This is a genomic window from Ligilactobacillus cholophilus, from assembly GCF_030389495.1.
Lineage (GTDB): Bacteria > Bacillota > Bacilli > Lactobacillales > Lactobacillaceae > Ligilactobacillus > Ligilactobacillus cholophilus.
The window spans coordinates 866,022-881,286 of sequence record NZ_CP127832.1; the positions used below are offsets into that span (position 1 = coordinate 866,022).

Sequence of the window (15,265 nt, forward strand, 5' to 3'; positions counted from 1 at the left end):
AATAGCATTCTATATATAAAGTTACGCTAAAAACACATAAATGTACAACAATAAAGCTTTAATTATTTAAAATTAACAATTGTTGCACCATCACCACCTGCATTTGCAGATGCGTAATTAAAACTCTTAACCGATTTATTATTTGAAAGATATTGTTTAATTGCACTCTGTAAAGCACCAGTACCTTTTCCATGAACAATTGTTACTGATGGATATCCTGCAAGTAATGCTGAATCAATATATCGATCAACACTCATCAATGCTTCTTCTTTAGTTTGACCACGTAAATCCAATGTAGTTGGTAATCCAGATGATGAACTTCGTTTTACACTAACCCCTGAATGAGATTTTTGTTTTTCATCAACTTTAATTTTTTCCAAATCACTGGTTTCAATTTTCATTTTTAAAATTCCAATTTGAACTTCCCAATGATCTGCATCACTTTGACGAAGCAATACACCTTTTTGTCCATATGATTTAACTAATACATCATCATCAACATGGAATTCTTTTTGATTTTTTGCACGTTTTAACACACGATTCTTTTTTAAATTAATTGGTTGTTCAAGTTGATTTAACTTAGTTTTTGCATCTACAAGTTCATTTTCTTTAACAGCATTTGCACCTTGCATTCTCATCTTGCGTAACTCCGCAATAATTTGATCTGCTTTTTTCTGTGCATTCTCAATGATTCCATTAGCTTCTTTTTTAGCTTGATTCATTTGATTATCTTTTTGACTTTCAAATCTTTCAAAGCCAACTTCTAAATCATGATGTAACTTTTCAGCTTCTTTTAAATATTTTTTATAGAAAGCTTGTTTTTCTTCAGCATCATGTCTTTTTTTAACTAAATCAGAAATCATTTCGTTTAAATCTTGACTATCTTGACTAACCATTTGTCTTGCTGAATTAACAATTTGTTCTGATAGGCCTAACCGTTTAGAAATATCGAATGCATTACTTCTTCCTGGAATTCCTATCAATAAATGATACGTTGGTTGAAGCGTTTCACTATCAAATTCCATTGAAGCATTAATTGTTTGTGGCCGTTCAAATCCATACGCTTTTAATTCTGGATAGTGAGTAGTTGCAACTACATAACTTCCAACTGCACCAATTGCATCTAAAATTGAAATTGCTAATGCTGCACCTTCTTGTGGATCTGTTCCAGCACCCAATTCATCAAACAAAATTAAGGAATTAGCTGTTATAGAATTTAGAATTTCTACTATGTTAGTCATATGTGATGAAAAAGTACTTAGACTTTGCTCAATTGACTGTTCATCACCAATATCTGCAAAAATTTCATCAAATACGCCTACTCGACTTTCTTCATTTGCAGGGATAAACAATCCCGATTGAGCCATTAATTGAATCAAACCCAATGTTTTTAAAGTAATTGTTTTTCCACCTGTATTAGGTCCAGTAATTACAATTGCTTGATAATCTTTTCCCAAAGCAATGTCATTCTTAACTACAGTCTTAGGATTAAGTAACGGATGCCATGCTCTACGAATATATATATCATTCTCAAGTGAAATTTCAGGTAACGTTGCATGAATTTCTTTTGCATACTGAGCCTTTGCATTAATAAAATCCATCTTACCTAAAATCAGTGCATTTTGTTCTAATTCCTGTGTATGCGGTGCAACTAATTCAGATAATTCTCTTAAAATTCGTTGAATCTCTTCTTTTTCAGCTAATTGTTGTTGTTTAAGTCGATTATTTAAATCCACAATTGCCTGTGGTTCAACAAAAAGTGTCTGCCCTGATGCACTTTGATCATGTACAACTCCACCAAATTGCCCACGATTTTCAGCTTTTACAGGAATTACATAACGATCATTACGAATTGTTACAAGTGAATCACTTAAATATTTAGCTTTACTTCCATGAGTCAAACTTGATAGTTTATCACGAATCGTTCCTTCTGTACTTTCAATTTGTTTTCTTAAACTTTTAAGTAATGAAGAGGCATCATCTGTTACATGACCATCGCTTTCAATTGAAACAAGCAATTTTTTGCTTACTTCTGGGATTGTTTGCAAGTCTTCATTAAGTTTATCAACAGATTTTAAATCAATTTCATCATCTGCTAACTCTCTAAAAAATGCTTTAACTACATTCGTAGCACGCAAAACTTTAGCAATCATCGCAAGTTCTTTTCCGTTTAATGTAGCATCAATCTCTAATCGTTTTAATAAAGCTTTGATATCCAACAACTTAGGCATTGGTATTCCGCCCTTTAATCTTAAGATATCAGCTCCATCCTGTGTTTCTGCCAAATTACGCTCAATTGTTTCAGCATCTGAACTTGGAATTAAATTTAATGCTAATTTTTTACCATTCTCTGTTACAGTATAATCTGCAATTTTTTGTCGAATTTTATCATATTCTAATGTTTTTAAAATTTTAGAATGCATCCGTAAATCCTCCTTTCATAGTTAATTAGATATATTATCAAAAATATTTTGTGAAAAAAGCGGAGTTTTTGTTAAAATCCATTGTGCAACATTTGATTCATGTACACTTTGTTGCACATTTGAGTTTGGCCATGCTGACATCAACAATAACCCAAAGAAAATCACTATATACATTAAAATCGTTGAAAGTGCTGCACCTGCAAGTGCATTAAGTTGTGAAATTAAAGGCAATTTAGTTATGCCATTAACTGTTTTCGCAACCACGCGATAAATAATACTACCAACAATTGCGATAATCCAAAAAGCCAATACTTGATAAAATATAGTTGAAAAATCAACATTTTTACATAACGCTGGTAATGCACCTGATAACGCAATTCCCATTGGTTTAGCTAAAAAAATTGCTAGCAAAAATACAACAATATATCCTGCAGCACTCATTAACGTCATTAATAATCCACGTTTATAACCAAAGCGAAATGCAAGAATTAATAAAAGAATTATAATCAATGTTACTAGCATATTATCACCTATATTAATTTAATTGTTCCTTTAACTTATCTAATTCTTCCTGTTTTTCTAATTGATCAGATACAGCATTTATTGCCAATAATAATGCTGCTTTCTTTTCTGATAATGAAGGCATTAGCTTCTTTATTGTAGCTAATTCTTGATTAGTAATTTCCATTACTGCATCCATATGTTCTGGTGTACTTTTTCCAATTATTGTAAATTCTTCTCCATCAATTTCAACTTTAAAACGTCTTTTTCTTTCCGCCATTCCGTCTCATCCTTTCAAAAAACTCAATACCATTAATTTTAGCATATTTTGAGGTTTATTAGGTTGTTTCCTTAGTTAAATTCAAAATAAAGTTACATAAAAAACACAAGAACTTAAAAGTTCTTGTGTTAATTCACAAATTAAAATTTAACCTACAGAACCATCCATTTGATATTCAATCAAACGATTCAATTCAACTGCATATTCCATTGGAAGTTCCTTTGTAAATGGTTCAATAAATCCCATTACAATCATTTCAGTTGCTTTTTTAGCAGATAAACCTCGACTCATTAAATAATATAATTGTTCTTCTGATATTTTTGAAACTTTGGCTTCATGTTCAATTGAAACATTACCATTTAAAATTTCATTGTAAGGCAATGTATTACTTGATGACTTATCATCCATAATAATCGTATCACATTCAACATGACTAAATGATCCTTGGCTGTTTTTACCAAAGCGGACAACACCACGATAATCAGCTTTTCCGCCATCTTTGCATAATGATTTAGAAACAATTGAAGAAGAGGTATTTTGTGCATTATGAATCATTTTTGCTCCAGTGTCAGAAATAATCCCATTTCCCTCAGTATCTTTTCCTGCAAATGCAATTGAAAGCATTGTCCCCTTTGCATTTTCGCCATTTAAATAAACACTAGGATATTTCATAGTAACTTTTGAACCCAAATTACCATCAACCCACTCCATTGTCGCATTCTCCATTGCCTTTGCACGTTTTGTTTCTAAGCTATAAACATTGTCAGACCAATTTTGAATTGTTGTATATCTACAATATGCATCTTTTAGAACATTAACCTCAACTACTGCTGCATGCAAACTATCTGCAGAATAGTTAGGTGCTGTACATCCTTCGACATAATTTACGCTAGCATTCTCATCTACAATAATTAAAGTCCTTTCAAATTGACCAGAATTTCCTTCATTAATTCGAAAATAACTTTGTATTGGAATTTTACATTCAACATTTTTAGGAACATAAATAAATGTTCCTCCAGACCACACTGCAGAATTTAAAGCTGCAAGCTTATTATCTGATGGTGGTACAAGTTTTCCCCAATACTTTTTTATCAATTCAGGATATTCTTGTAATGCCGAATCCATATCCATAAAAATTACGCCTTGTTCTTGAAGTTCAGATTGAATATTATGGTATACAGCCTCTGATTCATATTGAGCTGATGACCCAGCCAAATATTTTCGTTCAGCTTCAGGTACCCCAAGTTTATCAAATGTTTCTTTAATTGTATCTGGAACATCTTCCCATTTACGTGCAACATTTGCTGTATCTTTTCTAAAATAATTAATGTTTTCAAAATCAATTGCTGACAAGTCAGGCCCAAAATTAGGCATTGGCATTTTTTGATATATTTCAAATGCATTTAATCTAAAATCGAGCATCCATTGAGGTTCATTTTTGATTTTTGAAATCATACGAATTTTATCTGTGGATAATCCTCTACCTGTTGTATATAAAGGTTTTACTTGATCTTTAAAGCCATACAGATACTTCTCTCCTAATTGCAAATCATCAGTTTTATTACTCATTAACTTGATTTCCTTTCAAACACATTCTTAGGGCATCCCAAGACATCAATACGCATTTCACTCTGATTGGAAACTGCTTAACATTTTTAAATGCAATAGCATCTCCTAATGCAATTAACATATCTTGATCTATCACTTTATCTGTTACTAATGAATAAAAATTATTAATCAACTTATGAATATCATCAATCCTTTTTGACACAACTAATTCTGTCATTACCGATGCTGAAGCAGTTGAAAGAATACATCCTTCGCCACTAAATGATATTTTTTGTAAAATGTCATTTTTTATTTCAACTTCAATTGTTAAATCATCCCCACAAATAGGGTTAAATACCCGCTTAGTAGCTGTTTTATGTACTAATTTTCCGTAATTTCTCGGACTAACTGCATGTTCCTGAATTATCTCTTGATACAGTTTATCCAAATCACTATTTTTGATAGAATCCAAAGAAATCCCTTGCTTTCTTAATTTTTTGAACGAACTGTTCAATTTCTTCTTCAGTATTATAGAAATATAAACTTGCTCGACACGTTCCACTTACTTTTAATTCATGCATTAGTGGAATTGCACAATGGTGACCTGTTCGAATCGCTATCCCAAAAGCATCTAAAAAAGTTGCAACATCATGTGGATGTACTTTACCAATATTAAATGAAACAATTCCTGTTTGATTTTGATTAGGATTTGCATATACTTTTACGCCTTCAATATTACATATCTTCTCAAGCAAAATTTTCGTTAAATTTTTCTCTCTTTCAAGAATATTCTGCATTCCAATTTTTTTAAGAAAATCAATTGCTTTTCCTAATCCTATTACACCAGCAATATTAGGAGTTCCTCCTTCAAATCGCCATGGAACATCTTTTAAGATGACATTATCTAAACTGACATCATTAATCATGCCACCACCATATTCAAGTGGAGCACAATCTTTAAGTAGTTCGCCTTTTCCCCATAAAACACCAACTCCAGTTGGGCCTAACATTTTATGTCCAGAAAAAGCAACAAAATCTGCATTCCATTTTTGAACATCAATTGGCATGCTGGGAACAGCTTGCGCAGCATCAACAAGGACTAACGCATTATTTTGATGTGCAATTTTACAGATTTCTGAAATTGGATTAACAATTCCTAAAACATTTGATACCGCTGTAATTGCAACAAATTTAGTTTTTTCTGTAATTTTACTCTTTAAGTCCTGCATATCAAGTGTATAATCAGAGTTCATTTTTACACATTTTAATTTAGCATGTGTGTTTTGAGCAATTATCTGCCAAGGCAAAAAATTGCTGTGGTGCTCCATAATTGAAACTACAATTTCATCATCTTCATTTAATTGTTTTTGAACAAAACCGTTTGCAATCCAATTTATAGCTTGTGTCGTTCCCTTTGTAAAAACCACTTCACGTTCTGATTTAGCATGAATAAATTCAGCTACCTTTTCGCGAACTTTCTCATATTCAATTGTCGCCTCTGCAGACAATTGATATGCTCCACGATCGACATTAGCATTTTGCTTTTGATAATAATCAGTTAATGTTTGAATCACCGTTTGTGGCTTTTGAGTTGTTGCAGCATTATCAAAATATATTAATTTTTTATTTTGCAATAAAGGGAAATTCTGTCGAATACTCTTTAAATTACAATTCATTTTCTAGTCTTCTTTCAAGTTGTTTTTTCAATAACATTTGAATATCTTTTTCAGGAATTTGATCAATAGTTGGCATTAAAAATGCTTTAACAAGCAATTTTTCTGCAACTTTTTTTGATAATCCTCGACTCATTAAGTAATACATTTTTTTCAAATCAACTTTGCCAATACTTGCAGCATGTCCAGCCTGAACATCATTATCATCAATTAATAAGATTGGATTAGCGTCCCCTTTTGCTTTTTCAGATAACATTAATAAACGATTTTCTTGTTGTGAATTTGCTCCATGAGCGCCATTTTCTATTTTTCCAATACCATTAAACACAATTCTTGCTTGATCCATTACAATTCCACGCTGCAATATTTTAGCAATGGTCTTTAGTTTGCGATTTATGATTTTAGCATTAAAACCCTGCACTTGTTTGTTATTTGCTAAAGAAATAATTTTTAAATCTCCTTGAGCGCCTGTTCCATCTAAAATAATTTCACATTCATTTAAACTATTAGTTAAATTAAAAGCTTCTACATTCCACATAACATTAGCATTTTGTTCAACTTTAATACGTTGTTTAAAATATGTAGTCGAATTAGATAGATGTTGAATTGTATTTAATTTAAACTGTGCATCACATTTAACGTTTACTTCCTCAATAATTTTTGCACCTTTTTTCCCCACAGTTTCTCCGTTAAATGTTTGAATCATTGAAACACTTGATCCAGAGTCCATACACATTACAATTCGACAATCAAGTTGATCTTCCTGCTTAATTTCAATTTCTATTGGATCAGTAAGTAATAAGTTTTGTGGAACGTAAATAAACAATCCACAATTAAAGGCATTTTCATTATCAGCAACAAATTGATTTTCATCCTTTGAAATTATCTTCCCCTTGAATTTGTTTATTAATGCAAAACATTCAGTTTTAATATTTTTTAAATCGACAATCTTAATCCCCTTATCAACTAACTGCTTTTGATTTTTTACAATAATATGATTGGCTATACTTTCTTGTACTGGATTACCAAAATTCCAATATTTAAAATTAACTTTCTCAATATCAGGTAATCTTCCATTTTTAAACATTTTCATCAACCAATCTAATTTTTAATCCAAGTTCATCTCTTAACTTAGCATATCCAGTTTTTTCTAATTTCTGCGCCATACTAAAATCTCCACTTTTAACAATTCTTCCATCCATCATGACATGCACAACATCTGGATGAATATAATTCAAAAGTCTTTGATAATGAGTAATCATCAAAGTACTAAAATGTGATGAACGCATTTGATTAACTCCCTTAGCTACCACTTGTAATGCATCTATATCTAAACCAGAATCAATCTCATCAAGAATAGCTAAATCAGGATCAATCATCATCATTTGTAAAATTTCATTTCTTTTCTTTTCGCCACCTGAAAAGCCTTCATTTAAATTTCTATCAAGCATTTTTTCAGAAATATCTAAAAATTCCGCATTTTGTTTCAATTTCTGAATAAAACTTAAAATATTTATTTTTCCCTGTCTAGCTTTGACTGTAGCTTTAATAAATTCACTATTAGTAATTCCAGGAATTTCAACTGGATATTGCATTGCTAAAAATAAGCCATGACGTGCTCTTTTATCAACTGGCCAATCATTAATTGATTCACCATCTAATAAAATTTGGCCATCTAATATCTTATATTTAGGATTTCCCATAATTGTTTCAGAAAGCGTTGATTTTCCAGTTCCATTCGGCCCCATAATAACGTGTATTTCTCCAGGGTTAACTGTTAAATTAACTCCCTTTAAAATCATTTTTCCTTCAACTTCGACTTTTAAATTCTTAATTTCAAAAGTTTTCATTAATCATTCTCCTATTATTTGATTAATTTATCCCAAATATGAACTTTATCTTCTTTTAGTGAACGTTGAACATCAATTATTCGTTGATTTGAACTGCCACGAAATTGTAATGTTAAATCTTTTTTACTTTCTAAAAAACGTCCGTCCACAAGGATATCAATCAAAGAAAGTAGTTCCAATTTATCTAATGATTCTTGCATTAACTCATCCCAGGTATATCCAGTCCATGACCAAATATCTTTAGTATTACCAAATTCTTTGCGTATCTTTTTTGCTAATCTCAAAGTAACTTGAGTATTAAGAAATGGTTCGCCACCTAAGAAAGTTATTCCTTGTACATATGGTTGTGCTAAATCTTCCATAATTTGTTCTTCTAAATCATCATCATAAACCTGTCCATAATGAAAGCTTTGTGCTACCTTGTTATAACATCCTGGACATAAAAATTTACATCCACTTACGTATAAACTACAACGTACACCTTCACCATCAACCATATTAAAAGGTTTATAATCTGCAATTCGCATCTCACTTAGTTCACTAGCTAACCATTCTTGTGGCTTAGGATTATTTGGTTCTCTCCTATTTCTCATTTTCATTACTCTTTTCTAAAGTGTTCTTTAAATCGCTTTGCTTATGGCTAGCATGATTTGCCATTTCTTTCGCCATTGAAGGTGTCACATTTTTATGTCTTGCTGCAATTTCTTCATGTCTTCCGTGAATCATTGGTCTTTGTAATGGATTTCCTAAATAACCACAAGTCCGTTTTACACAATCACATGTCTTGGGATCATGGTTTCCGCATGTTGGACATTCAAATCCACGTGCAGTTGCTTTAAATTCACCTTCGAATCCACATTTATAACATTTGTCAATTGGCGTATTTGTTCCTAAATATCCAATCTTGTCATATGACCAATCCCAAACTGCCTCAAGAGCTTTAGGATTTTGCTTTAAGTTTGGATATTCACAGTAATGAATAAAGCCACCACTTGCATAATGTGGATAATCCATTTCAAATGTAAGTTTTTCGAATGGACTTGGATGTTTACGAACATCATAATGGAAACTATTTGTATAATACTCTTTATCAGTTATATCTTTTACCCGACCAAATTTTTTAATATCTAATTGGCAAAAACGGTCAGTTAACGATTCACTTGGTGTTGAATATACACTAAAATGATAGCCATATTGTTTTGCCCAACTCTTACAATGATCATCTAAAGTTTTAACAACTTTAACTGTAAAATCATGAGCAGTTTGATTATGTTCCCAATTTGGACCAAAGAAAACTGTACCTACTTCATATAAACCAATATAACCAAGCGAAACAGTTGCACGATCTCGATTAAAGAACTTATCAACACTTTCATCTGGCTTTGCTTTCATTCCAAAAGCACCATATTGATATAGAATAGGTGCATTTTGAGGTTTAGCACCTTCTACAATTCGTTTTACTCTAAATAATAAAGCGTCTCTTACAAGATGTAGCCGATCTTCTAAAATTTCCCAGAATAAATCTTGATTTCCCTTTGATTCCATTGCAATACGTGGAAGATTTAAAGTTACAACTCCCATATTTGCACGCCCATCATTTATTGCCTTACCATTTTCGTCTGTCCATTTTGGTAAGAAAGAACGACAACCCATTGGAGATTTAAAATTACCAGTTATGTCAACTAATGCTTGATAATTTAAAATATCTGGATACATTCTTTTAGAAGAACACTTTAAAGCAAGTTGTTTAATATCATAATTAGGATCTTCAGAATAGTAATTTACACCTTTTTTAATTGCAAATAATAATTTAGGAAAAATTGCTGTTCTATGATTTTTACCTAGTCCATCAATTCTTACTTGTAATATTGCTTTTTGAATTTCACGACTAATCCATGAAGTTCCTAATCCAAATCCTACTGAAGTAAATGGTGTTTGACCATTTGTAGTAAATAATGTATTTATTTCATATTCCAATGCTTGCATTGAATCATAAATATCTTTAATAGTTTGCTTTTTAGCGAATTTTTCTTGAACTGTTTCATCTGAACTTAATTGTTCTGCTTCTTTTAAATGTTTCTTATAATTTTTATTTGCGTAAGGTTCGAGTAATGTGTCAATATGATCAACTGTACAACCACCATATTGTTGACTTGAAACACTTGCAATAACTTGTGTAATTTGTGCTACAGCTGTTTGGATTGATTTTGGTTCTTCAACTTCTGCATTTCCAATTTTAAATCCATCTCGGAACAAAGTTTCAAAATCAATTAAACAACAATTACTGTATGCTTCAAGTGGAGAATAATCTAAATCATGGAAGTGAATATTTCCTTTTAAGTGGGCCTTCGCAATATGTTCAGGCATCATTGTTAATCCTGTTGTTTTCCCAACAGCACCTGCAATTAAATCACGTCTAGTACTGAATAACTTACTATCTTTATTAGCATTTTCATGAACTAATCTAGCATCTTCATTTACTAGTCGATTCAATCTTTGTACTGGATTAATTTGTTCTTTAAATTCTGTTGCAATCATTTCCTTATGCTTTAAATAGTTTTGAACTTGTTCTGAAAAATCCATATTTTTTAAAACATTTAGAAAACTCTTTTCAATTTGATCTGTTGAAACTTTATTTTGACCACTCAATTCTTTTGAAAATGATTCTAAAATTTCATTCTCATTTTCTGATAAGGATAAATCATTGATCAAAAATTTAATTTTATAAAGTTCAAATGGAACTTCAAATCCATCTCTTTTAATACATGTTTCAGGTAATTGATACATATTGATTTTATTCATTATTCTTTCCTCCCACTAAATATGTACTTTTATTTTAGCACCTATTCTACATGTTGTATATGTCATTTTTATTAAGTACAATATGTTGTGTAAAATAAAATAATTTGAATATTTAGCTTTTTATTTATGCAAAAAAATAAAAAAAGGAATTTCTCGCGATTGAGAAATTCCTTTTTTAGAAAATTCTTATCATTAACTCTAAGAAGGCCTTAAAAAATTCGTCCTAGAATTTTTTTATTGCATATTTTCATCATTTAAGAATGTATCCAAAACACCTTCAACCATGTCCCATTCTTCGTCACTTTCGATATCATACAATTCTGCATCTGTTGCATCACCATCATTATTTGGATCAAAAGCAAATGCTAAAACATCTACTTGTTCTTCTGGCTCAGACCCTGCTGGAATTAATAAAATATATGATTTTCCATAATCTTCTGATTCAAAAGTGAATAAAATTTCATATAAACTTTCATTTCCTTGATCATCAACTAAAGTGATTAAGTTTTCATTTTGTTTGTTATTAGCCATCATATCTCCTCGATTCTAAAGTTTCAGTAACTTTACTAATTTGCCATTTCTGTCTAAATAATTTTGTAAAATTAATGTTGCTGCCAATTTATCAATAACTTCATAGCGTTTTTTGCGTGAAGTATCTGCTTCTTCTATTAAAATTCGTTCAGCTTCAACCGTAGTTAAACGTTCATCTTGAAAATCAATTGGTAAATCAATTTTTTCTTGCAACAATTCTCCATAATGTTTAGCTGCATCAACACGGGGACCTGAAGTATTATTCATATTTTTAGGTAATCCAATTACAAATCCCACAATTTGATGCTTTTTAGCAAGTTCAACAACACGATCTAATCCAAAAACTTCATTATCTTCATCAATACGGATAATTTCGACACCTTGAGCAGTCCATCCTAATTGATCACTAATTGCAATTCCAACTGTTCTTGAGCCAACATCTAGCCCCATTATTCGTGCCAATGAATATTCATATCCTCTCTTTTAAGATATGAGCGTACAAGTTCTTCAATAATTTCGTCACGCTCATACTTCCGAATTAAGTTTCGTGCATTATCCGCACGTGGAATATATGCAGGATCACCTGAAATTAAATATCCTACAATTTGATTAATAGGATTATATCCTTTTTCTTCTAAAGCATTATATACTGTTTGCAATGTTTCATGAATTTCTTTACGTTCTTCTTGATTATAGTCAAAAAATACAGTTTTATCTGAACTCAAAATTGGCACCTCCCATGACACTTTACAGTTTCATTTTACTAAAATTCTTATTGAGTAACAATATTTTATACCATTTTTATATTGTTTTGATAATGCGATAAAAAAAATAAATTGTCAATCATTTTGCATATATTAAACTAAAATTAACATATATTCAAAAAAAGATACCAACCTTTAAAGTCAGTATCTCTTTATATTGTTAAAAATTATTTATTTTCAAGCCATTTCTTAGCTTTAGCAAATGCCTCTTGCAATCCAGCTGGATTCTTTCCGCCTGCTTGTGCAAGATTTGGACGTCCACCGCCGCCGCCACCAATTGATGGAGCGATTTCTTTGATTAAATCGCCAGCTTTCAGTCCAGATTTAATTGCATCATCACTCATTGCTACAATTAAATTAACTTTTCCATCATCGGTTGTTGTTCCTAATACAAGAACATCTGACAATTGCTTAGACTTCCATTGATCAGCTAATTGACGTAATTGGTTCATGCCTGAAACATTTACTTGTGAAGCTATTAATTTCTTACCATTAATCTCTTCAACATTTTTGAAAACATCGTTAGCTTGTTGGCTAGCAAATTTATCTTCTAATGTTTGTTTTTGTTGTTCTAATTCTTTTACTTGAGATAATGTTTGATCAATTTTATGTGGAATATCTTTAACTTGTGCTACCTTCAATTGATTTGCCACTTTATCTAACAATTGACTACGTTGTTGCATAAATTCAAATGCTTCTTTTGAAGTAACAGCTTCAATACGACGGACACCAGCACCAACTCCAGATTCTGAAGTAATCTTGAATAATCCTAATTCGCTTGTGTTTTTAGCATGATTTCCACCACAAAATTCGATTGAATAATCACCAATCTTAACTACACGTACAATATCACCATATTTTTCACTAAATAAAGCAATTGCGCCCATTTTTTTAGCAGACTCAATATCAGTTTCTACTGTTTCTACTGGTAGTGCATCCCAAATTTTTTGGTTAACAATTTTTTCAACTTTATCTAAATCTTCTTCAGTTACTGAACCAAGATTTGTAAAATCAAAACGTAAATATGTTGGCTCTACTAATGAACCTGCTTGATGCGTATGTTCACCGAGAACATCACGTAATGCTTGATCTAACAAGTGTGTAGCAGTGTGATTATTTTCTAATTTAGCATGACGCTTTTTATTAACTTTCAAACAATATGTTTGGTCTTTAGTCATTTGTTTTAATACATTAACAGTATGCATATTTTGACCATTTGGTGCATGTTGTACATCCTCAACTTCAGCAACAATTTCACCATTTTGATCTTCAATGACACCTTGATCTGCAACTTGGCCACCCATTTCTGCATAAAATGGAGTAACTGAGAAAATCATTTTAGCTTGTTGTCCTTCATTGACCTCATCAACTAATTTGTTATCAACAATTATATCTTTTAATTGACCTTCTGCATCTAAACGATCATATCCAACATATTCACTTGGAGTTTTAATGTCTGTTAATAATCCATTTTGAACTCCCATTGATTTTTCATTAGAACGTGCATTACGTGCACGATTCTTTTGGGCATCCATTTCAGCATTAAATTCTTCCTCATTTACACCTAAGCCTGCATCTTGCGCATATTCGAGCGTTAATTCTAATGGGAAACCATAAGTATCATATAATTTAAAGGCTGTTTTACCGTCAATTTGAGTTTGCTTATCTTCTTTAGCTTTAGCAATCACTTGATCTAATAATTGCATTCCATCTTTCAAAGTATTATTAAAACGATCTTCTTCCATTTTAACAACTTTTTGAATAAATTCAGCTTGTTCTAAGACTTCAGGATAAGCAGCTTTCATAATTTCTCCAACAACTGGAACTAACTTATAAATAAAAGCACCATCAATACCTAATTTTTGTCCGTGCAATTCAGCTCTACGAATAAGTCTGCGAATTACATAGCCACGACCTTCATTTGAAGGTAATGCACCATCACCAATTGCAAATGTAATTGCACGTGCATGGTCTGCAATAACTTTAAACGAAACGTCATCTTCAGCATTTACGCCATATTCTTTATTAGCTGATAATTCTGCTGTTTTTTCAATTATAGGCATAAATAAGTCTGTTTCAAAGTTTGTCTTTGCATGTTGAAATACAGAAACGACACGTTCTAATCCCATTCCCGTATCAATATTTTTATGAGGAAGTGATTCATATGTGCCATCTGGTTTATGATTAAATTCTGAAAATACAATATTCCAAATTTCTAAATAACGTTCATTTTCGCCACCAGGGTAGTTTTCTGGATCATCTTCAGCAACATTATTAAACTCTTGGCCACGATCATAGAAAATTTCTGAATCTGGACCACATGGGCCTTCACCAATATCCCAGAAGTTGTCTTCTACTTCAAAAATATGATCTTCAGGAACGCCAACTGACATCCAAACTTCTTTAGATTCCTTATCTTCTGGATAAACTGTAACATATAGTTTAGCAGGATCCATATCAAACCATTCTTTACTTGTTAAAAGTTCCCATGCCCAAGTAATCGCTTCTTTACGGAAATAATCACCGACTGAAAAGTTTCCAAGCATTTCAAATAACGTATGATGGCGCGCAGTATGACCAACATTTTCAATGTCGTTTGTACGAATTGATTTTTGAGAACTTGTTAAACGATGATTCTTAGGAACTACTGTCCCATCAAAATATTTTTTCATCGTTGCAACCCCTGAATTAATCCATAATAAAGTTGGATCATCTTGAGGGATTAGTGGTGCACTTTTTAAAACATCATGATTTTTAGTCTTAAAAAAATCCAAATACATTTGGCGTACTTGAGTACTTGATAATTCTTTCATGTCTTTTCCTCTTTCCAGTACTTATGCAAAACAAAAGTATCATCACTTGTAAGGATTAAATTTCATGGTGCTGCTTACTT

Annotated in this window: 14 protein-coding genes; all 14 read right to left on the reverse strand. The window is 31.5% G+C overall.

From position 1 onward, the window contains the following. Window positions 1-62: 62 nt before the first annotated feature. Window positions 63-2,423, reverse strand: coding sequence for an endonuclease MutS2 (locus QPK35_RS04595; protein WP_290032816.1), 2,361 nt, complete (start codon window positions 2,421-2,423; stop codon window positions 63-65). Window positions 2,424-2,444: 21 nt separating this feature from the next. Continuing rightward, window positions 2,445-2,945, reverse strand: coding sequence for a CvpA family protein (locus QPK35_RS04600; RefSeq protein WP_290032817.1), 501 nt, complete (start codon window positions 2,943-2,945; stop codon window positions 2,445-2,447). A gap of 13 nt (window positions 2,946-2,958) precedes the next feature. Continuing rightward, complete coding sequence (gene zapA, locus QPK35_RS04605; protein WP_290032818.1) at window positions 2,959-3,204, reverse strand: cell division protein ZapA; 246 nt, start codon at window positions 3,202-3,204, stop codon at window positions 2,959-2,961. A gap of 147 nt (window positions 3,205-3,351) precedes the next feature. Beyond that, the gene (gene sufB, locus QPK35_RS04610) at window positions 3,352-4,773 is read right to left on the reverse strand and encodes a Fe-S cluster assembly protein SufB (protein ID WP_290032819.1); all 1,422 of its coding nucleotides are present in this window, start codon (window positions 4,771-4,773) and stop codon (window positions 3,352-3,354) included. After that, a complete protein-coding gene (sufU, locus tag QPK35_RS04615; protein ID WP_290032820.1) occupies window positions 4,766-5,224 on the reverse strand; it encodes a Fe-S cluster assembly sulfur transfer protein SufU in 459 nt (152 codons plus the stop codon). Before sufU ends, sufB begins: the two co-directional genes overlap by 8 nt. Then, window positions 5,205-6,428, reverse strand: coding sequence for an aminotransferase class V-fold PLP-dependent enzyme (locus QPK35_RS04620; RefSeq protein ID WP_290032821.1), 1,224 nt, complete (start codon window positions 6,426-6,428; stop codon window positions 5,205-5,207). Before QPK35_RS04620 ends, sufU begins: the two co-directional genes overlap by 20 nt. Then, window positions 6,418-7,512 carry a SufB/SufD family protein gene (locus tag QPK35_RS04625; protein ID WP_290032822.1) on the reverse strand — a complete coding sequence of 365 codons (1,095 nt, stop codon included), beginning with the start codon at window positions 7,510-7,512 and terminating at the stop codon, window positions 6,418-6,420. The genes QPK35_RS04620 and QPK35_RS04625 overlap by 11 nt, the downstream gene beginning before the upstream one ends. After that, complete coding sequence (gene sufC, locus QPK35_RS04630; RefSeq protein WP_290032823.1) at window positions 7,505-8,275, reverse strand: Fe-S cluster assembly ATPase SufC; 771 nt, start codon at window positions 8,273-8,275, stop codon at window positions 7,505-7,507. Before sufC ends, QPK35_RS04625 begins: the two co-directional genes overlap by 8 nt. A gap of 14 nt (window positions 8,276-8,289) precedes the next feature. Next, complete coding sequence (gene nrdG / locus QPK35_RS04635; RefSeq protein WP_290032824.1) at window positions 8,290-8,874, reverse strand: anaerobic ribonucleoside-triphosphate reductase activating protein; 585 nt, start codon at window positions 8,872-8,874, stop codon at window positions 8,290-8,292. Then, the gene (gene nrdD, locus QPK35_RS04640) at window positions 8,858-11,077 is read right to left on the reverse strand and encodes an anaerobic ribonucleoside-triphosphate reductase (RefSeq protein WP_290032825.1); all 2,220 of its coding nucleotides are present in this window, start codon (window positions 11,075-11,077) and stop codon (window positions 8,858-8,860) included. Before nrdD ends, nrdG begins: the two co-directional genes overlap by 17 nt. Window positions 11,078-11,311: 234 nt before the next feature. Then, window positions 11,312-11,608 (reverse strand): DUF1292 domain-containing protein, encoded by a 297-nt coding sequence (locus QPK35_RS04645; protein WP_290032826.1) that lies wholly within the window; start codon window positions 11,606-11,608, stop codon window positions 11,312-11,314. A 15-nt stretch (window positions 11,609-11,623) separates the two neighbouring features. Then, entirely contained in the window at window positions 11,624-12,058 is a 435-nt protein-coding gene (ruvX, locus tag QPK35_RS04650; protein WP_321316009.1) for a Holliday junction resolvase RuvX, read from the reverse strand. Further along, window positions 12,058-12,336: an IreB family regulatory phosphoprotein gene (locus QPK35_RS04655; RefSeq protein WP_290034241.1), complete on the reverse strand. Its 279-nt coding sequence runs from the start codon at window positions 12,334-12,336 to the stop codon at window positions 12,058-12,060. Before QPK35_RS04655 ends, ruvX begins: the two co-directional genes overlap by 1 nt. A gap of 203 nt (window positions 12,337-12,539) precedes the next feature. Further along, window positions 12,540-15,185: an alanine--tRNA ligase gene (gene alaS / locus QPK35_RS04660; protein ID WP_290032828.1), complete on the reverse strand. Its 2,646-nt coding sequence runs from the start codon at window positions 15,183-15,185 to the stop codon at window positions 12,540-12,542. Between the last annotated feature and the right edge of the window lie 80 nt (window positions 15,186-15,265).

What these genes read in the sequence shown, in the direction of transcription:
- QPK35_RS04595 (WP_290032816.1), bottom strand. Translation starts at nt 2,423, where the DNA reads ATGCATTCTAAAATTTTAAAAACATTAGAATATGATAAAATTCGACAA.
- QPK35_RS04645 (WP_290032826.1), bottom strand. Translation starts at nt 11,608, where the DNA reads ATGGCTAATAACAAACAAAATGAAAACTTAATCACTTTAGTTGATGAT.
- zapA (WP_290032818.1), bottom strand. Translation starts at nt 3,204, where the DNA reads ATGGCGGAAAGAAAAAGACGTTTTAAAGTTGAAATTGATGGAGAAGAA.
- sufB (WP_290032819.1), bottom strand. Translation starts at nt 4,773, where the DNA reads ATGAGTAATAAAACTGATGATTTGCAATTAGGAGAGAAGTATCTGTAT.
- QPK35_RS04625 (WP_290032822.1), bottom strand. Translation starts at nt 7,512, where the DNA reads ATGTTTAAAAATGGAAGATTACCTGATATTGAGAAAGTTAATTTTAAA.
- QPK35_RS04620 (WP_290032821.1), bottom strand. Translation starts at nt 6,428, where the DNA reads ATGAATTGTAATTTAAAGAGTATTCGACAGAATTTCCCTTTATTGCAA.
- ruvX (WP_321316009.1), bottom strand. Translation starts at nt 12,058, where the DNA reads ATGGGGCTAGATGTTGGCTCAAGAACAGTTGGAATTGCAATTAGTGAT.
- nrdG (WP_290032824.1), bottom strand. Translation starts at nt 8,874, where the DNA reads ATGAAAATGAGAAATAGGAGAGAACCAAATAATCCTAAGCCACAAGAA.
- sufC (WP_290032823.1), bottom strand. Translation starts at nt 8,275, where the DNA reads ATGAAAACTTTTGAAATTAAGAATTTAAAAGTCGAAGTTGAAGGAAAA.
- nrdD (WP_290032825.1), bottom strand. Translation starts at nt 11,077, where the DNA reads ATGAATAAAATCAATATGTATCAATTACCTGAAACATGTATTAAAAGA.
- QPK35_RS04600 (WP_290032817.1), bottom strand. Translation starts at nt 2,945, where the DNA reads ATGCTAGTAACATTGATTATAATTCTTTTATTAATTCTTGCATTTCGC.
- alaS (WP_290032828.1), bottom strand. Translation starts at nt 15,185, where the DNA reads ATGAAAGAATTATCAAGTACTCAAGTACGCCAAATGTATTTGGATTTT.